At 68.4% G+C, this 23,593-nt stretch carries 21 protein-coding genes; 14 read left to right on the top strand and 7 right to left on the bottom strand.

Annotated features, from left to right (window positions below):
- Nucleotides 1–73: 73 nt before the first annotated feature.
- Nucleotides 74–1,462, bottom strand: a complete 1,389-nt coding sequence (locus ABD188_RS15640; protein WP_344067171.1) for a sensor histidine kinase — start codon at nucleotides 1,460–1,462, stop codon at nucleotides 74–76.
- A 164-nt stretch (nucleotides 1,463–1,626) separates the two neighbouring features.
- Nucleotides 1,627–2,355, bottom strand: coding sequence for a response regulator transcription factor (locus ABD188_RS15635; RefSeq protein WP_344064304.1), 729 nt, complete (start codon nucleotides 2,353–2,355; stop codon nucleotides 1,627–1,629).
- 171 nt (nucleotides 2,356–2,526) lie between these two features.
- Between ABD188_RS15635 and ABD188_RS15630 the strand changes: the two genes are divergently transcribed.
- From ABD188_RS15630 to ABD188_RS15620, 3 genes are all read left to right on the top strand, one after another.
- Complete coding sequence (locus ABD188_RS15630) at nucleotides 2,527–3,993, top strand: ABC transporter permease (protein ID WP_344064302.1); 1,467 nt, start codon at nucleotides 2,527–2,529, stop codon at nucleotides 3,991–3,993.
- A 70-nt stretch (nucleotides 3,994–4,063) separates the two neighbouring features.
- Nucleotides 4,064–4,807, top strand: a complete 744-nt coding sequence (locus ABD188_RS15625) for an ABC transporter ATP-binding protein (RefSeq protein WP_344064300.1) — start codon at nucleotides 4,064–4,066, stop codon at nucleotides 4,805–4,807.
- A 114-nt stretch (nucleotides 4,808–4,921) separates the two neighbouring features.
- The gene (locus ABD188_RS15620) at nucleotides 4,922–6,220 is read left to right on the top strand and encodes a vanadium-dependent haloperoxidase (RefSeq protein WP_344064297.1); all 1,299 of its coding nucleotides are present in this window, start codon (nucleotides 4,922–4,924) and stop codon (nucleotides 6,218–6,220) included.
- 62 nt (nucleotides 6,221–6,282) lie between these two features.
- Here ABD188_RS15620 and ABD188_RS15615 read toward each other — a convergent pair whose 3' ends face one another.
- Nucleotides 6,283–7,278 carry an NAD-dependent epimerase/dehydratase family protein gene (locus ABD188_RS15615; protein ID WP_344064295.1) on the bottom strand — a complete coding sequence of 332 codons (996 nt, stop codon included), beginning with the start codon at nucleotides 7,276–7,278 and terminating at the stop codon, nucleotides 6,283–6,285.
- 42 nt (nucleotides 7,279–7,320) lie between these two features.
- Between ABD188_RS15615 and ABD188_RS15610 the strand changes: the two genes are divergently transcribed.
- Together ABD188_RS15610 and ABD188_RS15605 are read left to right on the top strand one after the other, a co-directional pair.
- A complete protein-coding gene (locus ABD188_RS15610) occupies nucleotides 7,321–8,331 on the top strand; it encodes a magnesium and cobalt transport protein CorA (protein ID WP_344064291.1) in 1,011 nt (336 codons plus the stop codon).
- 33 nt (nucleotides 8,332–8,364) lie between these two features.
- Nucleotides 8,365–9,690: an FAD-binding oxidoreductase gene (locus ABD188_RS15605; protein ID WP_344064288.1), complete on the top strand. Its 1,326-nt coding sequence runs from the start codon at nucleotides 8,365–8,367 to the stop codon at nucleotides 9,688–9,690.
- Nucleotides 9,691–9,726: 36 nt separating this feature from the next.
- On the opposite strand, the gene gndA is transcribed toward ABD188_RS15605, so the two are convergent.
- Entirely contained in the window at nucleotides 9,727–11,214 is a 1,488-nt protein-coding gene (gene gndA, locus ABD188_RS15600; RefSeq protein WP_344067169.1) for an NADP-dependent phosphogluconate dehydrogenase, read from the bottom strand.
- A 311-nt stretch (nucleotides 11,215–11,525) separates the two neighbouring features.
- The gene (locus tag ABD188_RS15595) at nucleotides 11,526–11,762 is read right to left on the bottom strand and encodes a hypothetical protein (protein WP_344064285.1); all 237 of its coding nucleotides are present in this window, start codon (nucleotides 11,760–11,762) and stop codon (nucleotides 11,526–11,528) included.
- A 50-nt stretch (nucleotides 11,763–11,812) separates the two neighbouring features.
- Between ABD188_RS15595 and ABD188_RS15590 the strand changes: the two genes are divergently transcribed.
- The 7 genes from ABD188_RS15590 (at nucleotide 11,813) to ABD188_RS15560 (ending at nucleotide 21,057) form a co-directional block, all read left to right on the top strand.
- Nucleotides 11,813–12,862: a LacI family DNA-binding transcriptional regulator gene (locus ABD188_RS15590; RefSeq protein ID WP_344064282.1), complete on the top strand. Its 1,050-nt coding sequence runs from the start codon at nucleotides 11,813–11,815 to the stop codon at nucleotides 12,860–12,862.
- Between the two features lie 84 nt (nucleotides 12,863–12,946).
- Complete coding sequence (uxaC, locus tag ABD188_RS15585; RefSeq protein ID WP_344064279.1) at nucleotides 12,947–14,353, top strand: glucuronate isomerase; 1,407 nt, start codon at nucleotides 12,947–12,949, stop codon at nucleotides 14,351–14,353.
- Nucleotides 14,350–15,774, top strand: a complete 1,425-nt coding sequence (locus ABD188_RS15580) for a mannitol dehydrogenase family protein (RefSeq protein ID WP_344064276.1) — start codon at nucleotides 14,350–14,352, stop codon at nucleotides 15,772–15,774. Before uxaC ends, ABD188_RS15580 begins: the two co-directional genes overlap by 4 nt.
- Before the next feature lie 200 nt (nucleotides 15,775–15,974).
- The gene (gene uidA / locus ABD188_RS15575) at nucleotides 15,975–17,753 is read left to right on the top strand and encodes a beta-glucuronidase (RefSeq protein WP_344064273.1); all 1,779 of its coding nucleotides are present in this window, start codon (nucleotides 15,975–15,977) and stop codon (nucleotides 17,751–17,753) included.
- A gap of 53 nt (nucleotides 17,754–17,806) precedes the next feature.
- Complete coding sequence (gene uidB, locus ABD188_RS15570) at nucleotides 17,807–19,270, top strand: glucuronide transporter (RefSeq protein ID WP_344064270.1); 1,464 nt, start codon at nucleotides 17,807–17,809, stop codon at nucleotides 19,268–19,270.
- Nucleotides 19,271–19,315: 45 nt separating this feature from the next.
- Nucleotides 19,316–20,554 (top strand): D-mannonate dehydratase ManD, encoded by a 1,239-nt coding sequence (manD, locus tag ABD188_RS15565; RefSeq protein WP_344064267.1) that lies wholly within the window; start codon nucleotides 19,316–19,318, stop codon nucleotides 20,552–20,554.
- The gene (locus ABD188_RS15560) at nucleotides 20,551–21,057 is read left to right on the top strand and encodes a gluconokinase (RefSeq protein ID WP_344064264.1); all 507 of its coding nucleotides are present in this window, start codon (nucleotides 20,551–20,553) and stop codon (nucleotides 21,055–21,057) included. The genes manD and ABD188_RS15560 overlap by 4 nt, the downstream gene beginning before the upstream one ends.
- Nucleotides 21,058–21,063: 6 nt before the next feature.
- On the opposite strand, the gene ABD188_RS15555 is transcribed toward ABD188_RS15560, so the two are convergent.
- The gene (locus tag ABD188_RS15555) at nucleotides 21,064–21,186 is read right to left on the bottom strand and encodes a hypothetical protein (protein ID WP_344064262.1); all 123 of its coding nucleotides are present in this window, start codon (nucleotides 21,184–21,186) and stop codon (nucleotides 21,064–21,066) included.
- Nucleotides 21,187–21,487: 301 nt separating this feature from the next.
- Here ABD188_RS15555 and ABD188_RS15550 point away from each other — a divergent pair, with 301 nt between their 5' ends.
- Both ABD188_RS15550 and pth read left to right on the top strand, forming a co-directional pair.
- On the top strand, nucleotides 21,488–22,138 hold the full coding sequence (locus ABD188_RS15550; RefSeq protein ID WP_344064260.1) for a 50S ribosomal protein L25/general stress protein Ctc: 651 nt from the start codon (nucleotides 21,488–21,490) through the stop codon (nucleotides 22,136–22,138).
- Between the two features lie 126 nt (nucleotides 22,139–22,264).
- Entirely contained in the window at nucleotides 22,265–22,849 is a 585-nt protein-coding gene (gene pth / locus ABD188_RS15545; RefSeq protein WP_344064257.1) for an aminoacyl-tRNA hydrolase, read from the top strand.
- An 11-nt stretch (nucleotides 22,850–22,860) separates the two neighbouring features.
- Here pth and ABD188_RS15540 read toward each other — a convergent pair whose 3' ends face one another.
- Nucleotides 22,861–23,559 (bottom strand): hypothetical protein, encoded by a 699-nt coding sequence (locus tag ABD188_RS15540; protein ID WP_344064254.1) that lies wholly within the window; start codon nucleotides 23,557–23,559, stop codon nucleotides 22,861–22,863.
- Nucleotides 23,560–23,593 lie beyond the last annotated feature (34 nt).

Raw genomic sequence — 23,593 nt, 5'->3', positions numbered from 1 at the left:
ACACGCCGCGTCGCGCGTGCGGGCAACGGCGTGTCGCGTCCGTAACCGGGAGAGGGGGTCGGGGGCTGGGGCGTCAGGTCGTCGCGACCGACCGCGTCGGCAGCCGGACCTCGAACGTCGTGTCGCCGGGGGCGCTGTGCACGGTGATCGAGCCGGCGTGCGCCTCCACGATCGCCCGCACGATCGACAGCCCGAGCCCCGTTCCGCCCGTCTGGCGGGCGCGGGAACGGTCGGCGCGCGAGAAGCGCTCGAACAGCTCCGCCGAGATCGCGGGGTCGATGCCCGGCCCGTCGTCGTGGACGCTGAGCACGGCATCCGTCCCCTCGACCGACACCGTCACGGTCACGGTCGTGCCCGCGGGGGTGTGCGTCCGCGCGTTCGCGAGCAGGTTCGCCGCCACCTGGTGCAGGCGGCCGGCATCGCCGGCGATCATGACAGGTTCTTCGCCGACGTCGATCACCCAGTTGTGATCCGGCCCCACGGGCCGTGCGTCGCCGACGGCCTCGATGGCGAGCCGCGACACATCGACCGAGCCGTAGATGAGCTCTTGGCCTTCATCGAGTCGTGCGAGCAGCAGCAGGTCCTCCACCAGCGTCGTCATCCGCAGCGACTGGGCCTGGATGCGGTCGAGCGACGACTCGGTCGTCTCGAGGGTCAGGGGATCGTGGCTCTGCGCGAGAGCGCGCAGCGAGAGCTCCGAGTAGCCGCGGATCGACGCGAGCGGCGTCCGCAGCTCGTGGCTCGCGTCCGCGACGAAGCGCCGCATCCGCTCTTCGTTGCGCTGACGGGCGTCGAGGGACTCGTCGACGTGGTCGAGCAGTGTGTTGAGCGCCTCACCGACGCGCCCGACCTCCGTTCGAGGGTCTGACTCGCGTGCAGGCACGCGCTCCGAGATCGACACCTCGCCCTGGTCGAGTCGCAGCTTCGACACTCGCGCCGCCGTGTCCGCGACCGAGCGCAGCGGTGCGAGGCCGGCGCGGATGGTCCACGCCGTGACGGCGGCGAGCAGCAGCAGTCCGCCGATGGTGAGCAGCACGATCGTCGTCAGCATCTGGGTGAACGTCGTCGCGACATCCGCCCGCGACACTCCGACGACGATCACGGACGGACCGGAGCGGTACGCCTCGATGCGATAGGTGCCGACGTCTTCGATCGTGACGACGAGCGGACCTTCGGCCCGGAGGCCCTCTGCGAGCTGCTGAATCTGGGTGCTGGTGAGTGCGACGACCTCACCGTCGCTGGTCATCACTGCTCCGCTCGGTGCCGCTGGCGGAGTCTGGATCGCCAGCAGGGTCCCGGCGGGCAAAGGCTGCTCCTGCAGGATCTCCTCCGCACTCAATCGGTTCGTGATGAAGGGCCGAAGAGCCTCCGAGCGGCTCTTCATGGCATTGAGCTGCGCATCCAGCTGACCTTCGAGCACCGAGCCCAGGATGACGCTCGTCGCGACGGCGACGAGCACCATGATGAGCGATGTCGTCCCGACCACCGTGACGATCAGGCGACGCTGCAGCGTCCAGGGTCGCCGCCGGCGCGATGGCGCTTTGCCCGCCGTCTTCGCGGCGGCATCCTTCGCACCGCCGTTGACCGCCGGCTCGGCGTCGGCGGATTCATGGATCTCGGTCGCGGTCACTGTGGCGTCTTGATCATGTAGCCGACACCGCGAACGGTGTGGATGAGGGGCTCGCGGCCCGCGTCGATCTTCTTGCGCAGGTACGAGATGTAGAGCTCGACGACACTGGAGCGCCCGCCGAAGTCGTAGTTCCAGACGCGGTCGAGGATCTGCGCCTTGGAGACCACGCGGCGCTGGTTGCGCATGAGATACCGCAACAGCTCGAACTCGGTGGCGGTCAGCTCGATCTCGTCGCCGGCCCGCTCGACCTCGTGGCTGTCTTCGTTGAGGGTCAGGTCCGCGACCCGCAGAATGGGCTCGGCTCCGCTGGTGTGCGCGGTGCCCGCCCGGCGCATGAGTCCGCGGAGGCGAGCGACCACCTCTTCGAGGCTGAAGGGCTTGGTCACGTAGTCGTCGCCGCCGGCGGTGAGCCCCGCGACGCGGTCGCTCACGGCATCCTTCGCGGTGAGGAACAGCACGGGTACGTCGTCGCCCGACTGCCGCAGGCGCTGCAACACCGCCATGCCGTCGAGGTCGGGCATCATGATGTCCAGCACCATCGCGTCGGGGCCGAACTCGCGGGCCGTCTGCAGCGCCTGGAAGCCGGAGCCCGCGGTGCGGACGTCCCACCCCTCCATCCGAAGGGCCATCGAGAGCAGGTCGGTGAGCATCTGCTCGTCGTCGACCACCAGCACACGCAGAGCGGAGCCGTCGGGCCGGAGGAGTGCAGGAGCAGCGCTTGTCATGACTCCATTGTGCGCGCGTTCCTATGTGCTTCCTATGGAGCACGCTATCCGTCTGCTGTGAGTCTGCGCTGAGGCTCATAACTCCCTCATAGCTCGTGCTGGCTCAGCGCATCGGCGCCGCTTCTAGCTTCGGTGCGACGGCAGGGCATGTGGCCCGCCGGGAGGAGACCCATGTACGGCACATATCTGCGGCGTGAACTCGTCGGCCGCAAGAAGCAGACGATCATCGTCGCGACCGGCCTTGCAATAGCCATCGCCCTCGTGATGATCGTCAACTCGCTGGCCGCGGGTGTGCGGGACGCACAGGCGCAGGCACTCGAGTCGGTGTACGGAGTGGGCACCGATCTGACCGTCACCGGCGCGATGGCAGAACCCGGCGAAGGCGGCGGACCGTCCTTCCAGTTCGATCAGGATGGCGGTCAGACCGGCGATGACGGCACGACCAACCTGAGTCAGTCGCGGCTCGTGACCGAGCCGATGCGCGCGACGCTCGACGCGTCCACGGTCAGCACCGTCACGGGCGTCGACGGGGTCTCCGCCGCCGCGGGGGCATTGAGCCTCACGAACATGACCTTCTCCGGCGAGCTGCCGCAGCGGCCGGATGGCGGCACCGACGCCGGCACGGACACCCAGGGCGCGCCGCCCCAGGACGGCGGCGGCGGCTTCGCCGGTGGATCGTTCGACGTCGACTCGTTCAGCGTCCTCGGGATCGACGGGGCGTCGACCGCGGTCGGACCGCTCTCGGCCGTCACGCTCAGCGACGGCCGGGCCCTCGACGCCGACGATGAAGGTGCAAGCGTCGCGGTGCTCGATGCGACGTACGCCGCGACCGCCGACCTGGCGGTGGGCGACACCATCGACGTGGGCGGGCAGGAGATGGAGGTCGTCGGGATCGTCGCGTCATCCTCGAGCGACGCCGACACGGCAGCGAACGTCTACATTCCGCTGGATGTCGCGCAGACCCTCTCGGGCGCCGGTGACGTGGTCTCGACCGTCTACGTGCAGGCAGAGTCCTCGGACGCGATCGCGGCCGTACAGACGGCGCTCCAGGAGGAGCTGCCGGACGCCACGGTGAGCTCGCAGTCCGACCTCGCATCCACCGTTTCGGGATCGCTCTCCAGCGCATCGTCGCTCATCACCAGCCTCGGTACCTGGCTGTCGCTCATCGTGCTCGGGGTGGCACTCGCGCTCGCCGTGCTGTTCACGATCTCGGGCGTCTCGCGCCGCACCCGCGAGTTCGGCACGCTCAAGGCGATCGGCTGGTCCAACCGTCGCGTCGTCGGCCAGGTCGCGGGGGAGTCGGTCGTCCAGAGCCTCATCGGCGGCGTCGCCGGCCTTGCGCTGGGCTTCATCGGCATCGCACTCATCAACATCATCTCGCCCACGATCTCGACGGCCCCGCAGGCCATCACCGGTGGTCCCGGCGGAGCGGGTGGGCCAGGGGGTGGCGGCGGTCCCTCGTTCGCGGGGGCCCTCTCACAGGGCGCGACCGACATCGTGCTGTCGGCTCCGGTGACGCTCTGGGTCATCGTCGCGGCCGTGGGTCTCGCGCTCCTGGGTGGACTGCTCGCCGGCGCGTTCGGCGGATGGCGCGCCGCGCGGCTGAGCCCCGCCGAGGCACTGAGGTCGGTCGGGTGACCGGGCCATGTCAGACCTGAACGAACCCGCGGAACCGTCCGACCCGACCCACTCGACAGGAGAGACCACCATGACCATGACCGAGATCGCAACCACGAACCCAGCGGATGCCGCATCCGCTCCGCTCTACCGCCTGACCGACGTCACGCGGACCTACCGGCAGAAGGACAGGGTGGTGAAGGCGCTTGCGGGGGTGGACCTCGAGATCGCCGCCGGCGACTTCGTGACGATCCAGGGCCCCACCGGCGGGGGCAAGTCCACGCTGCTGCAGCTGCTCGGCGCGCTCGACCGGCCCACCTCCGGCTCGGTCCTGCTGGGGGATGTCGACCTCGCCGGCGCGACGAGCGCCCAGCTCGGGCACGTGCGTGCGCGCGAGATCGGCTTCGTCTTCCAGGGGTTCAATCTGATCCCGACCCTCAGCGCAGCCGAGAACGTCGATATGGCACTCGAGCCGCTCGGCATCCCGAAGGCGGATCGTGCGGCGCAGGTTGCGGCGGCCCTCGAGCACGTCGGACTCGCCGACCGGGCCGATCACCGACCCGGAGAGCTGTCGGGCGGTCAGCAGCAGCGCGTCGCGATCGCTCGCGCGATCGTCAAGAGGCCTCGGGTGCTCCTCGCCGACGAACCCACCGGAAACCTCGATGAGAGTATGCGCGACGAGATCCTCGCCGTGCTCGAGTCGCTATGCGCCGAGGGGCTGACGCTCATCGTCGTCACGCACGACTCGGCGGTCGCTCGCCGGGCGCGCCGGCGCCTGCGCATCGACCGCGGACAGGTGCGCGACATCACGGCAGGGCGCGATATCACCCGCTGATCGGCGGCCGCGTGATCCCTCTGCCGATAACCGGTTGATATCGCGCTGATATCGGCGCGTGGCAGAACGGTCATCTCACCAACGGGCACCAGCCCGATGACGCAGGGAGATGACATGAGATCAACGACTTCGCGGATGGCCTGGCTGCTCGCTCCTCTGCTCGTGACGATGTATGTGGTCGGGCCGGGTGGTCCGGCCACCGCCGGCGGCGGCCACGGGCACGGCGAGACGGGCCCGCCGGATGCATCGGTCGCGAGTTGGGATGCCGTCGGCACGCAGGCATTCACGGCCGCTGCCCTGTCGCCTGCCGAAGGACACACGATCTTCGCGTACATGGCGATCGCGGTCTACGACTCGGTGATGGCAGTCAAGGGCGGGTACGACCCGTTCCTCGTGGCTGCCGACGCGCCCGACGGCGCCTCGGCGGAGGCGGCGGTGGCGGCGGCGGCGCGCGGCATCCTCGTCCACTACCTGCCGGCACAGTCAGCGTCGATCGTCGAGCCCGCCTACACCGCGGCACTCGAGGCGATCCCGGACGGGAGAGCGGAGAGCGACGGCGTGGCGATCGGCACCGAAGTGGCGGGAAAAGTGATCGCCGTGCGCGCGAACGACGGTTTCCGGGCCGCGGTCACGTATACGCCGCCGGACCCGCCCATTCCGGGAGTCTTCCTCCCGACATCGGCGACCCCACTGATCGGCCCGTACCTCGGGCTCATGGAGCCGTTCGCGCTTCGCTCGCCCGACCAGTTCCGGCCGAAGGGCCCACCTCACCTCGGGAGCCGGGAGTGGGCTCGCGAATACAGCGAGGTCAAGCTGATCGGCTCGAGCACCAGCACGACGCGGACCGCCGACCAGACGCTGGCTGCCAGGTTCTGGGGAGAGGCGCCGGTCCAGCAGGCGCATGGCGCGTGGCGCAAGTTCGTGCTCGACCACCAGCTCGACGTCGTCGACGCGGCCCGCTTCATGGCGATGATCTCGGTGACGTACGCGGACGCGCTCATCGCCTGCTTCGACGCCAAATATCACTACGCGTTCTGGCGGCCGATCACCGCGATCCGAGCCGGCGACACCGACGGCAATGCCAGGACGGCAGGCGATCCGTTGTGGTCCACGCTCCTCCCGGCGACACCGAACCACCCGGAGTATCCGAGTGCCCACTCGTGCATCACGCCCACCGCGGGGTGGGTGATCGCCAGGTTCCTGCACACAACGCGGATCAACCTCACGATTCCCAGCCTGACCGGGCTCGGTGATCGTACGTTCGCGCAGCCAGGTGATCTGACGTACGAGGTCGGCAACGCCCGCATCTGGGGCGGCATCCACTTCCGCTCTGCCGTGGAGGACGGGGTCGGCATCAGCAAGCGCGTATCGATGTGGGTGCTCGCCCACAACTTCCACCGGTCACACCGCTAGGTCGCGACCGGCTCACCGTCCTGACCGAGACCCGAGTCAGGACGGTCAGCCGGCTCAGATCGTCATCCAGCGGAGCGGGCGTACGCGGTGATGCGGTCGAAAACCTCATCCTTCGCCGCGTCCACCCGCTGCTCGTCGGGGTGCGCGTCATAGTGCTGGATGATGCGTCGCGCGCCCTCGTCGAACGTGATCGTGGTGCGGAACTCGGGCACGAGGGCCGCCACCTTGCTGTTGTCGAATACCACCGAATGCGCCTTGTCACCGATGAGCGTCGGACCGAGGTCGGGTGCGAAAGCGGAGATCGCGTCGGATGAGACGTGCACGAAGTCCGGATCCGAGACGCCCGCGGCATCCGCCAGCCAGCCGTAGATCTGATTCCAGCTCGGGGCGTGCGAGCCGGTGATGGTGAACGCGTCGCCGATCGCGGCCGGGTTGCCGAGCAGTCCGGCGAACGCGACGGCGAAGTCGTCTGCGTGGGTGATCGTCCACAGGCTCGTGCCGTCGCCGTGGATGACGACGGGGCGGCCGGATCGCAGGCGAGCGATGTCGGTCCAGTCGCCCAGGGTGGGGATCATCCGCTCGTCGTAGGTGTGCGAGGGGCGGATGATCGTCACCGGCAGTCCGCGCTCGCGATAGGCGGCGACGAGCAGGTCCTCGCAGGCGATCTTGTCGCGGGAGTACTGCCAGAACGGGTTGCGCAGCGGAGTGGACTCGGTGACCGGCAGCCGGCGGGGCGGCTTCTGATAAGCGGATGCCGAGCTGATGAACACGTATTGCCCGGTCTCGCCCTCGAAGACGTCGAGATCCTGCTGCACCTGATCGGGCGTGAACGCCAGGAACTCCGCGACGACGTCGAAGTCGGCATCGCCGACCGCGGCGCGCACCGCCGCGGCATCCCGGACGTCCGCGACGATCTCGCGAACGCCGTCCGGGAGGGGTCTGCGGGCGGATCCGCGATTGAGGACGGTGACCTCGTCTCCCCGCTCGAGCGACCTTCGCACGCACGCTGCGCTGATGGTCCCGGTACCGCCGATATAGAGGATGCTGCGACTCGTCACCGTTCGACACTAGCCCGGGTGAGCTGACCTAGGGTGGGGCTCATGACTCTTGTCGACGCCGCCGTGTACCGCAACGGTCGCAGAATCCTGAGTGGCACGGCGACCGAGGTGCTCCATGAGGCCCGGGCGTTCGGCGGCATGGCGTGGGTCGGCCTGTATCGCCCGGATGCGGAAGAGATGCACGCGATCGCGGAGGTGCTCGATCTGCACCCGCTGGCAGTCGAGGACACGCTCAAGGGTCACCAGCGAGCGAAGCTCGAGCGCTACGGCGATATGACCTTCCTGGTGCTGCAGCCCGCACGCTACATCGACGACACCGAGACGGTCGAGTTCGGCGAGGTGCACGTCTTCGTGGGACCGGGCTACGTGATCACGGTGCGCCACGCCGAGAACCCGGACCTCGCGGCCGTGCGGCATACCCTCGAGGCTCGTCCCGAGGTCCTGGCACTCGGACCGTACGCGGTGGTGTGGGCGGTCTGCGACGACATCGTCGACCAGTATCGTCCGGTCGTCGCCGGCGTTGAGAACGACATCGACGAGATCGAGGACGAACTGTTCTCAGGAGACCCGGCGGTGTCCAAGCGCATCTTCGGACTGCAGCGCGAAGTGATCGACCTGCAGCATGCGACCGCACCGCTCGTGTCGATGTTCGACCGCCTCCAGAAGATCGTCATGGAGGTCACCGGGGCGCAGGAGGCGCCGGCGTTCCGCGATGTCGATGACCATGCCCGGCAGATCGTGGAGCAGGTCGACACCTTCCGGGTGACCCTGGACAGCGCGCTCACCGTGCACGCCACGATGGTCGATCAGGAGAACAACGAGGCGATGCGCCGGATGGCGGAGTTCGGAATCGAGCAGAACGATCAGGTCAAGAAGGTGTCGGCATGGGCGGCCATCCTGTTCGCGCCGACCCTCGTCGGCACGATCTACGGCATGAACTTCGAGTACATGCCCGAGCTGCATTGGGTGTTCGGGTATCCGATGGCCGTGGGGCTCATGGCGGCCACCAGCTTCACGCTGTATCGGGTGTTCAAGAGCAGAGGCTGGCTGTAGCGCGGTGTCGGAGGCGGTCACTATTTTGACCGCATGACTGCTTCGACCTTGAAAGGCCTCATTCCCAGCGGCGTGGTCGCACCCGGTGACGCCGAGTGGGACGCAGCTCGCACGTTCCACTCCGGCATCGGACAACCCGACGTCGTCGTCCGCGCGACGAGCGTCGACGACGTGAGCGGCGCACTCCGCTATGCCACCGCCCGAGGGCTGGATGTCATGGTGCGCGGCGGCGGCCACAGTGCGTGGGGCGCCCTGCCTGGCGGACTCGCACTGGACCTGTCCGCCCTGAACAGCATCGACGTCGACGGCACGCTGGTGCGTGTCGGCGGCGGCGCGGTGTGGGGCGACGTCGCGCGTGCCCTCGCCGATCACGGGCTCGGCCTGAGCTCGGGCGACACCGCATCCGTGGGGGTCGGCGGTCTCACCCTCGGTGGCGGGATCGGTTGGATGGTGCGATCCTGGGGTCTCGCGGCCGACCAACTCGTCGGCGTCGAGCTCGTGACCGCGTCGGGCGATGTCGTCGAGGCGAACGACCGGTCCCATCCTGAGCTGCTCTGGGCACTTCGGGGCGGCGGCGGCAATTTCGGGGCCGTCACGCGGTTCGACTTTCGAGCCCACGCGCTGTCGTCCGTCGTCTTCTCGACCCTGGATGTCGCGGGTGACGCACGCCCGATTCTGGGGGTGCTGCGCGACTCCATGCGCGACGCGCCGCGCGAACTCACGGTCACGTACATGCACGTACCGCCGATGGATCCGAGTGCGCCCGCGGGCGCGACGATCACGGCCTGCTGGATCGGCGACGACGAGTCGGCGGCCCGAGCCGCGCTCGCTCCCATGCTGGCGCTCGATGCCGTGACAGAGTCCTCGATCACGGCGCAGGCGTATCCCGACATCCTGATGGAGATGCCGGCGTCCGATCCCGAACAGCAGATGCCCGGGTTCGTCGGCGGCAACACCCTGGTGCGAGACCTGAGCGACGACGCGATCGACCGGCTCGTCTCGTTCCGCGAGGCCAATGAAGCGTCGGTGATCTTCCTGCGCTCACTGGGCGGCGCGTTCGGCGACGTGCCGCAGAACGATACGCCGTTCCCCGCGCGAGACGCTACGTGGTTCGTGATGGCAGGAGCCTTCGACATCCCGGGAGTCGTCGACGACGAGACTCGCCCCCGCATCCAAGCCGATTGGGACGCGATCGAGGCCGTCGGACAGGGATTCTACGGAAACTTCAGCACGTCGACAGACGCTTCGCTGGCGGGGCGGATGTATCCGCCCGCCACGATGGCGCGCCTGGCCCTGGTGAAGCGGGAGTGGGATCCCCAGAACCGTTTCAGCCGCAACCACAACGTCCGCCCCGCCTGAGCGGAGGCGTGGTTCGACGGACTCAGAAGCCGGCGGTCAGTGGGTGTCTTCGGCTTCGATCTCGGTGCGATCGCCTGACCATAGCGTGTGGAAGGTGCCTTCTTTGTCGATTCGCTTGTAGGTGTGGGCGCCGAAGAAGTCGCGCTGTCCCTGGATGAGGGCGGCCGGGAGGCGATCGGCGCGCAGGCCGTCGTAATACGCGAGGGATGACGAGAACGCCGGCGAAGGGAGGCCTGCGGTCGCCGCGGTGGAGACGATTCGGCGCCAGGCGTCCTGGGCGCGGCCGAGTGCTTCGACGAAGTACGGGGCGGTGAGCAGCACCGGCAGGTCGGGGGTCTCGGCGTAGGCGTCGGCGATGCGGTTGAGGAACTGGGCGCGGATGATGCAGCCGCCGCGCCAGATCTTCGAAACCGCGCCGAGGTCGATCGACCAGCCGTACTGAGCGGCGCCGGCGCGGATCTCGTCGAACCCCTGCGAGTACGCGACGATCTTCGACGCGAACAGGGCCAGGCGCACGTCTTCGATGAACGCATCCACGTCGTCGACCGTGAGGTCGTCCTGCGGGCCGGGCAGGTCGCGGGACACCGAGCGCTGCTCGGGGTGGCTCGACAGCGACCGGGCGAACGTCGCCTCGGCGATGCCGGAGACCGGCACGCCGAGGTCGAGGGCCGTCTGCACCGTCCAGGCGCCGGTGCCCTTGGCGCCGGCCTGGTCGAGGATGATGTCCACGAGCGGCGTGCCCGTCGAGGCGTCCACCTGGCGCAGCACCTCGGCGGTGATCTCGATGAGGTAGGACTCGAGCTCACCGCGGTTCCATTCGGCGAACACCTCGGCGATCTCGGCGGGGGTCCTTCCGGTGCCGCGGCGGATGAGGTCGTAGGCCTCGGCGATGAGCTGCATGTCGGCGTACTCGATGCCGTTGTGCACCATCTTCACGAAGTGGCCGGCGCCATCGTGACCGACGTGCGTCACGCACGGCTCACCCTCGGCGACAGCGGCGATGGACTTCAGGATCGGCCCGAGGGTCACCCACGACTCGTCCGACCCGCCGGGCATGATCGACGGCCCGAGCAGGGCGCCCTCTTCACCGCCGGAGACGCCCATGCCGACGTAGTTGATGCCGGTGGCGCGCACCGCCTTCTCACGCCGAATGGTGTCGGTGAACAGCGCGTTGCCGCCGTCGACGATGATGTCGCCCGGCTCGAACACGTTCACCAGCGCGTCGATGACGGCATCCGTCCCGGCACCGGCTTTGACCATGATGATCGCCGCACGCGGCTTCACAAGCGACGCCGCGAACTCCTCGTACGTCGCCGTCGAGACGAATCCGGCCTCCGGGTGAGCGCCGACGAGCTCCTCGGTCTTGGCAGGGGTGCGGTTGTAGATCGCGACGGTGTTGCCCTCCCGGCTCGCGAGGTTGCGAGCAAGATTCGAGCCCATCACTGCGAGTCCGACGACGCCGATGTTGGCGGCGGCCTGAGCAGGCGCATCCGGCCCTGTGGGAGTGGGCGCAGGACGCTCCACGTCCTGGGGCGCGGGAGCACCCTCGTGAATCTGCGTCGCACCGGGGTGGTCGTCCCGGTCGGTCGAGATGTTCGTCGTTGCTGAGGACTCGTTCGAGGACACGCCTGCTCCTTGCCGTACACGGGGATCGTCTTCCAGCCTAGAGTCTGCCGGGCTCGCGTTACGAGCCCGAGGCGAACCGCTCACCGTGGCGGTCATCCCGCGGTGATCCGAGCGCGGCGACTGCGCCGGCTCACAAAGGCGAACTGCTGGATCGTCTCTCCATTTGACTCCTATGAGATCGTTTTGTCAACCGATTGCCACTGCTTCGCTCAGATGACAATGCCGCTGCCGACGTTCGATCCGGAAGATTGCGGCAATCGGTTGCGTCCCTTAGCGATATGTGGTTCGATATCGTCACGACCTGAGAGCGGCATCCGCTGTCGGGTTCCCGACGAAGTGAGCACGGCGGATATCTGCTCGTCGAGCACGACGATCTGTACGGCCGAACGGTGCGACGCGCCGCAGACCTCCCATGACAGCATCGCGGCGCTGGGCTTCGCAGACATGCTCGCGCGCTAGCGTGGGTCAGAGGGCTTCGGCGAGAGGGGGCGGTCCGATGGCCGACGAGGCAGCTGCCGCGCCGAACGGCACCCCCAAACGGTCGCGTGGCGGCACGGCGCCGACCATCTACGACATCGCTCGTCTGGCCGATGTCAATCCGTCCACAGTCTCACGAGCGCTCAGCCAGCCGGGGCGCATCAATGCCAAGACCGAGGAGCGCATCCGCGCGGCGGCGAAAGAGCTCAACTACCGGGTGAACCCCATCGCGCGAGCGCTGCCGACCGGTCGCACGAACACTCTCGGCCTCGTGGTCGCCGACATCACCAACCCCGTGATCTTCGGCATCGTCCGCGGTGCCGAGCACGCCGCGGCCGACGCCGGCTACACCCTGATCGTCGCGGAGTCGCAGGAGTCCGGTGAGCGCGAGGCGACCGCGGTCGAGCGCGTGCTCCCGTCGGTCGACGGGCTCGTGCTCGCGACGACACGACTCGGTGACGCGCAGATCCGGAGCATCGCCGAACGCAAGCCGATCGTCGTCATCAACCGCGCCGTCGAAGGCCTGACCTCGATCCTTCCCGACGTGGAGCGCGGCGTCGGTCAGCTCGTGTCGCACCTCGCGGATCTCGGCCATCGCTCGCTTGCATACCTGTCAGGACCCGATACGTCGTGGATCAGCGCGCGGCGCTGGGAGGCGCTGCTCGCGGCGGCTCCGGAGCGTGGAATGTCCATCGTGGAGATCGGACCGGGTGTGCCGACGCTCGATGGCGGCACAGCGGCGATCTCGCGTGTGATCGCCGCCCGGGTGACCGCGGTCGTCGCATTCAACGATCTGATGGCCATCGGCCTCCTGCGAGCCGCCGTCGAACGCGGGATCGCAGTGCCCTCGCAGCTGAGCATCGCGGGTTTCGACGACATATTCGGGAGCGACTTCACGACGCCCGGAATCACCACCGTCCGCACCCCGCTGGACGAGGCGGGGGAGCGCGCCGTCCGATACCTGCTGAGCCGCGGAGCCCCGCACAGCACGAAGGCGGACGCCGACCACGCCGTCCTGATGCAGACGGATCTCGTCGTGCGCGGCTCCACGGGACACCCGGCGGCATAGCGTGCCCTATGGTGCCGACTCGTTCTCGCGGTCCAAGATGGCAACCGGTTGACAAACCGGCGACATCGGGGCATCATGGATCACGTGTCAACGCCGCTGCAACTCGATCCCGACCGCCTCCTCCCCGCGGACCCGCAGACGCGCTCGATCGCGCGCGCACTCTACGAGTCAGTCGCACAGCTGCCGATCATCTCGCCACACGGCCATGTCGCGCCCAGTCTTCTGATGGATGATGAGCCGTTCTCCGACCCGGCGGAGCTGTTCATCACGCACGACCACTACGTCACGCGGCTGCTGCACTCCGCCGGCGTGGATCTCGGCGCGCTCGGGGTCGGCCGGAGCGCGCCCGTCGATCCGCGGCACGCGTGGCGCATCCTCGCCGAGAACTGGCACCTCCTCGCAGGCACTGCCTCCGGCTACTGGCTGACCCATGAGCTCGCCACCCTCTTCGACATCCGCGACGAGCCGTCCGCCGAGACCGCTGACGCCTCGTACGACGCGATCGCCACCCGACTGGCCGACCCGGCTTATCGCCCGAGGGCGCTCTTCGACCGGTTCGGCATCGAGGTTCTCGCTACGACCGACGATCCGATGGACGACCTCTCCGTGCACGCGGCGCTCGCGGCCGATCCGACCTTCTCAGGCCGGGTGCTGCCGACTTTTCGTCCGGATGCCTACTTGGACCCGACCGCTGCCGACTTCCGTGCGCGCATCGCACGGCTCACCGAGGCGAACGGCACCGCACCGGACGACTTCGCCGGCTACCTCTCCGCGCTCGAGGCCCGCCGCGCCCACTTCGTCGCACACGGCGCAGTCTCGGCCGATCACGGCGTCCGCGAGCCGTACACCGTGGACCTGAGCGATGACGAGGCGTCCGCCCTGTATCGCCGCGCCGTCGCAGGCGATCTCGATGCGGCGGGCGCCCGCGAGTTCGCGGGCAACATGCTGTTGCGCATGGCAGGCATGAGTGCGCGCGACGGACTCGTCATGACGATCCACCCCGGGGTCTACCGCAATCACTCCAGTGCCACGTTCGATCGATTCGGCCCCGACACGGGTCACGACATCCCGATCACGACGACGTACACCGGCAACCTGCGCCCGCTCCTTGAACGCCACGGTCTGGAGCCCGGCCTGCACCTGGTGCTGTTCGCCGTGGACGAGACGGTCTACTCGCGCGAAGTCGCACCGCTCGCGGGCTTCTACTCCAGCGTGTTCATCGGCGCGCCGTGGTGGTTCCTGGACGCACCCGACGCGGTCGTGCGCTTCCGCTCGGCGGTCACCGAGACCGCCGGTTTCTACCGTGGCTCCGGATTCATCGACGACACACGCGCGTTCCTTTCCATCCCGGCCCGTCACGACATGGCACGCCGGCTCGACTCCGCGTTCCTGGCGCGACTGGTGAGAGAGGGTCGCGTATCGCCGGCTGCCGCCGAACGCATCGTGACGGATCTCGTGGACGCGCTCCCTCGAAAGGTGTTCAAGCTGTGAAAGAGACCGTCACCGCCGACCTCAACCGCTTCGCCCTCGCTGAGCGCACCGGCTCCCGCGTCGACGCTGCGCCGGTCCGCATCGCGCACCTCGGCCTCGGCGCCTTCCACCGTGCCCATCAGGCGTGGTACACCGATGTCGCAGACGACGCGAACGAGTGGGGGATCGCGGCCTTCACCGGACGCAGCCCCGTCGCCGCCGAGGATCTCCAGGCGCAGGACGGCCTCTACTCCGTGCTCGTCCGTTCTGCGGATGACGACGACGTCCGCATCGTCGACAGCATCTCAGAGGCTGTCGACGGAGCCCGGGTCGACCGCCTCATCGATACGGTCGCCGCGCCCCGGACGGCGCTGGTCACGCTCACGATCACGGAAGCGGGCTATGCGCTCGGTGCCGACGGACGCCCGGATGTCGCGAACGCCGCTGTCGCGGCGGACCTGGACTGGCTCCGTCGCAACCTCGGCGCTGCCCGCTTCGACCTGTCCGCAGCGCCGCGGACGGCGCTCGCGCGCCTTCTCGCCGGAGTCGAGGCGCGCCGGCGCGTCGGCGCGGGGGACCTCGCGATCGTCTCGTGCGACAACCTTCCCGACAACGGTGCGCTGACACGTGGCGGCCTGCTCGGCCTCGCGGACCTCGCCGGTTCATCGGAGACGCGCGAGTACGTCGCTGACCACGTCGCATTCGTCTCGACGTCCATCGACCGGATCACGCCGAAGACCACACCCGAGGACATCTCCCTGGTCGCCGCGGCGACCGGCTGGAACGACCGGGCGCCGGTGGTGACCGAGCCCTTCCACGATTGGGTGCTCTCCGGCGAGTTCCCCAGTGGGCGACCGGAATGGGAGCGCGGCGGTGCGCGGTTCGTCGACGACATCGATCCCTTCGAGCGCCGCAAGCTGTCGCTGCTCAATGGGTCGCACACGCTCATGGCGTACGCCGGCGCGGCTCGCGGCCACCTCACCGTCGCCCAGGCCATCGCTGATCCGACCGTGCGGTCGTGGGTCGAGGAGTACTGGAGCGAAGCGGTCCGCCACCTGCCGGCCGAGGGACTCGAACTCGAGGCCTACCGCGCCGCGCTTCTCACCCGCTTCGAGAACGCCCGCATCCAGCATCTCCTCCGCCAGATCGGGCAGGACGGCACGACGAAGCTTCGCGTGCGCATCGCCCCGCTCCTGAAGGCGGAGCGCGCCGCGGGCCGCGATGGCGCGGCATCCGTGCGCGCCATCGGCGCGTGGGTCGCTGCCGCCCGCCGGGGCGAACTGCCCGCAGACCGCGTGGGCGACTCGCTCGCGGCCGCAGCCTCGGAGTCGGGGGAGCGGGGCGTCGTGGCACTTCTCCGCCTGGTCGATGACGAGCTCGCGGACGATCCGTCGATCGTCGCTGCCGTCGCCGGGGCGGCGGCCGCGTTCGAACGCGTCTGACGAATCCGTCGACGCGACAGCGGCAACGGAGGAGACTGCCGATCAGGTTGCTCATGGAACCTCGGAAGAAGATTGTGGCAATCGGTTGCCACCAAGTTCTGAATGTGGTTCAATAGAGGCAACCGGTTGCCAGATGCCCGGCCGCATATCCCCCACGCAGTGACGCGTCGTCGCAAGGACGCGAAGAAAGGCAAACCACCATGCTGAAGCCTCAGACCAGCCCGACACGAGAACTGGTCGGCCTCGACGGACTCTGGAAGTTCGCCGTCGACACCTCGGTGCCCGCCTCCCCGTGGACTGCGACGCTGCCGACGCAGCTCGAGGCTGCGGTTCCCGCAAGCTACAACGACCTGTTCGCGGATGCCGCCATCCGCGATCACGTCGGCTGGGTCTGGTATCAGCGGTCTGTGCGCGTCCCGCGCGGGTGGGCCGGCGAGCGCGTCTTCGTCCGACTCGACGCGGCGACCCACGAGGGGGTCGTCTACGTCGACGACACCAAGGTCGCCGAGCACGTGGGCGGCTACACCCCGTTCGAGGCCGACATCACCGACGTCGTGACGGCGGGCGGCGAGTTCCGCCTCACCATCGGCGTGAGCAACGAGCTCACGAACATCACGATTCCGCCGGGCAAGGTCACCGTCACGGATGACGGCGGCCGAACGCAGGACTACCTGCACGACTTCTTCAACTACGCGGGGCTTGCCCGCTCAGTGTGGCTGTACAGCGCGCCGGCCGTGCGCGTGTCCGACATCACGATCACGACGGACCTCGACGGTTCCACGGGCATCGTCGGCTTCGACATCGAGACGACCGGCGCCGATTCGGTGAACGTCACGCTGCGAGACGCCGCGGGCGAGGTCGTGGCGACCGGAGACGGCATCGCCGGCGCACTTCGCGTTCAGGATGTGCGTCTCTGGCAGCCCGGCGCCGCGTACCTGTACACCCTGACCGCACAGGCGATCGTCGCCGGTGACGTCGTCGACGAGTATTCACTCCCGGTGGGCGTCCGCACGATCGAGGTCCGGGGCACCGAGTTCCTCATCAACGGCACGCCGTTCTACTTCACGGGCTTCGGCCGCCATGAGGACAGCGCGATCCGAGGCAAGGGCCACGACAACGCCTACCTCGTGCACGACTTCCAGCTCATGGACTGGATCGGAGCGAACTCGTTCCGCACCTCCCACTATCCCTACGCCGAGGAGGTCATGGAATTCGCGGACCGCCACGGCATCGTCGTGATCGACGAGGTGGGCGCCGTCGGCCTCAACCTGGCGATGGGCGGCGGCATCTTCGGCGGACAGGCAGCACCCACGTTCTCGCCCGAGACGATCAACGATCGCACCCGTGAGACGCATGCGCAGGCGATCCGCGAGCTCATCGCGCGCGACAAGAACCACCCCAGCGTCGTGATGTGGTCCATCACGAACGAACCCGCCTCGAACGAGGACGGCGCCCGCGAGTACTTCGAGCCGCTCGTCTCCCTCACCCGTGAACTCGACCCCACGCGCCCGGTCACGTTCGTCAACGTCATGTTCTCGACATTCGAGAACGACCTCATCGCGGACCTGTTCGACGTCATCTGCCTGAACCGCTACTACGGCTGGTACGTCGACTCCGGCGACCTGAAGACGGCGGAGCGCAAGCTCGAGGCCGAGCTGCTCGGCTGGCAGGAGAAGTTCGCCCGGCCGCTCATCATGACCGAGTACGGGGCCGATACGGTACCGGGCTATCACTCCATCTACGACTCCCCCTTCACGGAGGAGTACCAGACGAGCTTCCTCGAGATGTACCACCGCGTGCACGACCGCATCCCCGCGATCGTGGGCGAGCAGGTGTGGAATTTCGCGGACTTCCAGACCAAAAACGGGTTCGCGCGGGTCGACGGCAACAAGAAGGGCGTGTTCACGCGCGACCGCAAGCCGAAGGCCGCCGCACACGCCCTCCGCACCCGGTGGACCGCCCCGCGCGACGCCGACTGACACCGACCCCATCCGACCGAGTCCCACCGATCCTCCCAGGCAAGGAAGCCATCATGACCATCACCGATCAGAGCACTGGCGTCGCCGTGGCGACACCGAAGAAGCTGAGCCCACTCAGCGTCGTCGGCTACGGCGCCGGCGACGCCGCGAACAACCTCGCGTTCACCACCGCGACGATGTTCCTCCTCGTGTACTACACGGATGTGGCGGGAATCTCCGCAGCAGCTGCGGGCACGCTGCTGCTCGTCGTGAGAGTCTTCGACGCGTTCGCAGACGTCCTCGCGGGGCGCATCGTGGATCGCACCTACAGCAAGCGGTTCGGCAAATTCCGTCCGTTCATCCTGTTCGGCTCCCTGCCGCTGCTGCTCCTGAGCGTGGCGACGTTCTCGGTGCCCCAGATCGGTGAATCGGGCATGCTGCTCTACGCGTACCTCACCTACGCCGCGCTGGGTCTCGCCTACAGCCTGGTGAACATCCCCTACGGCTCGCTGGCCGGGGCGATGACCCGCAACGGGGGGGAGCGCGCCAAGCTCGCCAGTGCCCGCACCGTCGGCGCGATGATCGTCGGCGCGGCGCTCGGCATCTTCATCGCCCCGCTGATCACGCCCGATCGCGACCTGCAGTCGCTGTTCACCTTCATGACGCTCGGGTTCGTGGTCGTCGGCTTCGGGCTCTACCTGTTCACATTCTTCACGGCGAAGGAGACCGTCATCCGCGACGTCGCCCACGTGACGATGAAGCAGAGCTTCGCCATCCTCAAGAGCAACCGTCCGCTGCTCATGCTCTGCGTGAGCTCGTTCGCGTTCCTGACCGGGATGCTGGCGCTGAGCACCGTTCAGCTCTACTACCTGCGCGATGTGCTGCACGCACTTCCGCTGTACGCCGTGCTGTCCATCGTCCAGCTCGTGCTGACCTTCGGGCTTGCGGCGTTCGTGCCGGCCATCGTCCGCCGTTTCGGCAAGCGCAACGGCTACGTCGCCGGCGGAGTGATCATGATCATCGGCGGTCTGCTGGTGTTCCTGGCGCCGCCGAGCGTCCCATGGCTCGCGTTCGCGGGACTGGTGCTGTGCCAGGTGGGCGTCGTGCTGGTGAACATGCTCGTCTGGGCCCTCGAGGCCGACACCGTCGAGTACGGCGAGTGGAAGACCGGCGTGCGCGCCGAGGGCATCATCTACGCCCTGTTCTCCTTCACCCGCAAGACCGGTCAGGCGGTCGGCGGCGCGCTCGCGGCCTACGCCCTCGCCATCGGCGGCTACGCGGCAGGAGCAGACGTGCAGTCCACGTCGGCGGAGTGGGGCATCCGCGCCGCGGCAGGACTGCTGCCCGCAGTCGCCGCGCTCATCGCGATTGCGATCATGTTCTTCTACCCGCTGACCGACGCTCGGCACCGCGAGATCGTCGCCGAGATCGCCGAGCGCCGTGAGGCGAAGAATCAGGATGCCGCCGGCGATCCGTCGCTCAGCACCGCTGCGTTCCGCGCTGCGGACCCCGGGTCCGGGGCCTCACTGCCGGACTGACGGCACCACGACCAATACATCGATTCCATCGAAGGGACAGCAGAAATGATCATCGACAAGGCTGAGGTCATTGTCACGAGTCCGGGACGCAACTTCGTCACCCTGCGGCTCACCACCGACGAAGGCCACGTGGGCATCGGCGATGCGACCCTCAACGGACGCGAGCTGGCGGTCGTGAGCTACCTCAAGGATCATGTCGCACCGCTGCTGATCGGCGTCGATGCGGGCAAGATCGAGGACACCTGGCAGTTCCTCTATCGCTCGGCGTACTGGCGGCGAGGCCCCGTCACGATGGCGGCGATCGCGTCGGTCGACATGGCACTGTGGGACATCAAGGGCAAGGCGGCCGGGATGCCGGTGTACCAGCTGCTCGGAGGCGCCAGCCGCCGCGGTCTGATGGCCTACGGCCACGCCTCGGGCAAGGATCTCCCCGAGATCTTCGATTCCGTCCGATCGCACCTCGAGCAGGGGTATCGGTCGATCCGCGTGCAGTCCGGTGTGCCCGGACTGCAGGCGATCTACGGGATCGCGTCGCAGGCGGCCGGAACCAAGGACTCCGACATCCGGTACGACCACGAGCCCGCCCGCCGCGGCGCCAAGCCGACCGAGGAGGACTGGGACACACGGGCCTACATGCGGCATCTGCCGACGGTGTTCGAGGCCGTGCGCAACGAGTTCGGTCCGGAGCTGCCGCTGCTGCACGACGGGCATCACCGGATGACGCCGATCCAGGCGGCGAAGCTCGGCAAGTCGCTCGAGCCGTATGACCTGTTCTGGCTCGAGGACTGCACGCCGGCCGAGAACCAGGAGGCGCTGCGGCTGGTGCGTCAGCACACCACGACGCCGCTGGCCATCGGTGAGATCTTCAACACGGTGTGGGACTTCAAGGACCTCATCAAAGAGCAGCTGATCGACTACGTGCGCGGTGCGGTCACCCACATGGGCGGCATCTCCCCCCTGAAGAAGACCCTGGAGTATGCCGCGCAGTATCAAGTCAAGTCCGGCATGCACGGGCCGACCGACATCTCTCCGGTGGGCATGGCCGCCGCGATGCACCTGGGCCTGTCGATCCACAACTTCGGCATCCAGGAATACATGAAGCACTCCGCGGCGACCGACAGCGTCTTCCAGCAGACCTTCTCCTGGTCGGACGGCTACCTCCACCCCGGCGATGCGCCCGGGCTGGGTGTCACACTGGATGTCGACGAGGCCGGCAAGTACCCCTACGAGCAGGCCTACCTCCCCTTCAACCGACTCGCCGACGGAACGGTCCACGACTGGTGACGAACAGCACCCCGCTCGTCTGCGTGATGGGGGTGTCGGCGGCGGGCAAGTCCACCGTCGGTGCCGCCCTCGCCGGGGTGCTGGGGGTGCCGTTCGCCGACGCGGACGATCTGCACTCCGACGCCAACCGGTCGAAGATGGCGTCGGGGATCCCGCTCGGCGACGAGGACCGATGGCCCTGGCTGGATGCCGTCGGCGGCCATTTTCAAGAGCATCGTGCGACGGGACTCGTGATGGCGTGCAGTGCGCTGCGCAGGGTCTACCGTGATCGCATCCGAGCCGTCGCCCCCGACGTGGTGTTCGTCCATCTCGACGGTTCGCGCGAGCTGCTCGCGGCCCGCGCCGCCGCACGCACGGATCACTTCATGCCGGCGGCGCTCCTGAACTCGCAGATCGCGACGCTCGAACCGCTCGCCGCGGACGAGAGGGGTCTTGTCGCAGACGTCGGGATGCCGGTGAGCGACCTGGTCGACGACGTGGCCGCGAGGCTGAGCTCGGCCTGACGCAGGTCAGTCCTTGCGGTACGCCGACCTGCCCATCGACCAGAATCCGAAGACCGTCAGCACGCCGCCGACCGCGGCCATCGCTCCGATCAGCCAGAGCAGGACGTGGCTTGCGGTTCCGTATTCCATGGTGTCCTCCGTGGCAGTGCTGGCCGGGCGCTGATTGGTGCGTTCCTCATCGTAGCGGGGCTCTGTCCATTCGACCGCGGGGGGATCCCGCGAGAGTCGCTGGGCTCGTTCGGCTGCGCCGCGCCCCCTGGTAGACTGAACCCTTGTACTTCGGCGAGGGATGCCTCGGACCCGCCATGATGGCAGGTTGCGGCATCCGTGATCGACGCGGTGAAGCAGGCCACGGCTTTCCTCACGCGATCGCGTTCGAGTCGAATCCAGACCACATACCCGGGCCGTGCGCCCGCAAGGAGTAACCACCATGTCGACTGAAACCGACACCAAAGTCCACGCCGAGGTTCGCGAGAACTTCGGCAAGGGCTTCGCCCGCCGCCTGCGCGCCGCCGGCAAGATCCCCGCCGTCATCTACGGGCATGGCACCGACCCGGTGCACGTCGCCCTTCCGGGTCACCAGGTCGCGCTGCTCATCCGTCGCGCCAACGTCGTGCTCGAGCTCGACGTGAACGGCAAGCAGCAGCTCACCCTCGTCAAGGACGTGCAGAAGGACCCGGTGCACCAGATCATCGAGCACATCGACCTGCTCGTGGTCCGCAAGGGCGAGAAGATCCAGGTCGACGTGCCCATCTCGATCATCGGCGAGCCCGCTCCCGGAACGATCGCCGCGCAGGACGCCAACACCGTCCTGCTCGAGGTCGAGGCGACCCACATCCCCGAGCGCATCGAGGTCGACGTCGAGGGACTCGAGGAGGGCACGCACATCACCGCTGCCGACCTCACGCTGCCGTCCGGCGCGTCGCTGATCGTCGACGCCGAGACGCTCATCGTCGCCATCTCGATCCCGTCCTCGACCCTCGCGGCCGAAGACGAGATCGCCGAGCTGGACGCAGCGGTCTCGGCCGCTCAGGCTCTGGAATCCGAAGCGGCCGCTGAAACCGAAGAAGACTCCGAGTAGGACCACTCTGCAGGGGAGGGGACGCGGGTTCCGCGTCCCCTTTCCTGTTCCTCGAAGACGCCGCCGGCGGAGCAGGCAGGACGGCAGCGAGCTGCGGATGCCCGCGGCTCGGGCAGGATGGATGACATGGCAGAGGCGTGGCTGATCGTGGGGCTCGGAAACCCGGGCCCGCGGTATGAGCTCACGCGCCACAACGTGGGTCAGCTCGTCGTCGACGAGCTCGCGGCGCGACGCGGTGAGGGATTCCGCTCCCACAAGGCGAACGCGCGCGTCGCCGAGACCTGGCTCCGTCCGGGCGGCGCGAAGCTCATCCTCGCCAAGCCCAACACCTTCATGAACGTTTCGGGCGGTCCGGTGGCGGGTCTCGCGAAGTTCTACGCCGTGGAGCCGGAGCATGTCGTCGTCATCCACGACGAACTCGACATCCCGTTCGACACGATCAAGCTCAAGACCGGTGGCGGCCACGGAGGCCACAACGGGGTCCGAGATGTTGCGAAGGCGCTGGACTCGTCGGAGTTCGCCCGGGTGCGCGTCGGGATCGGCCGACCGGTCGGACGCCAGGACCCCGCGGACTGGGTGCTCGACCCGTTCGGCCCCTCCGAGCGCAAGAACCTGCCGATTCTGCTGGGCGATGCGGCGGATGCCGTCGAACAGCTCGTCGACGAGGGTCTGCTCGCCGCCCAGCAGCGGCACCACGCCCCGCGCGCGTAGAGCGCGCGGGGTCAGCCGCCGATGCCGGTGCCCGCGGCCAGCCCCGCGGTCAGGGCACTCTGCAATGCGATGACGAACACGATGAGTCCGAGCGCCGCCACCACGATCGCGGCGACGCCCAGACCCCGACCGCGGTTCTTCGCGATCGCGACGATGCCCTGGATGATCGCCCATACGCCCAGCGCGGTTCCGATCCAGAACGAGACCTCCGCGACGAGAACCCAGTCCCGCACGGGCGTGAGTGCAGACCAGTCGAAGCGGACGTCCATCGGGCGGAGCGCGATCTCGCGCCCTGCGCCGAGCCCGATGTTGAAGGCTGCGATCACGATGGCGATCCCCGAGATGACGGTCGCTGCGATCGCCGCGAGGAGGGCGACGAGGCCGAGTCCGGCCCCTGTCGCGTGCCGCGGGTTCGTCGCCATGCCACCCACCGGTGCGGGCGATGCGAGGTACGGGCCGGCATAGCCGGGCGGCGGCGCGTATGACCCCGGCGCGGGGTACGGCGCGGTGAAGTTCGGGGGGTGCGGCAATGGTCCGGATGCCGGTGCCACCGGCGTGGGCGTGGAGCGAGCTCCAGCGGGCGCAGCGGACATCGGCGGTGCGGGCGGCGCCACCCAGTGCGGCGCGGACTGCGGCGGCGACCCGGCCGGAAGCGGCGGTATCGGCGGCACGGGCGGCGCCGGCTCGGCAGGATGACTCACTCGACTCATCCTACGAGGGCCCTGTGGTGGGCGGTTCGCGTTC

Origin of the sequence: Microbacterium pumilum (assembly GCF_039530225.1) — a bacterium.
Taxonomy (GTDB): domain Bacteria; phylum Actinomycetota; class Actinomycetes; order Actinomycetales; family Microbacteriaceae; genus Microbacterium; species Microbacterium pumilum.
Note: the sequence above shows the minus strand (reverse complement) of the source record. Positions and strands in the feature narration are given on the sequence as shown.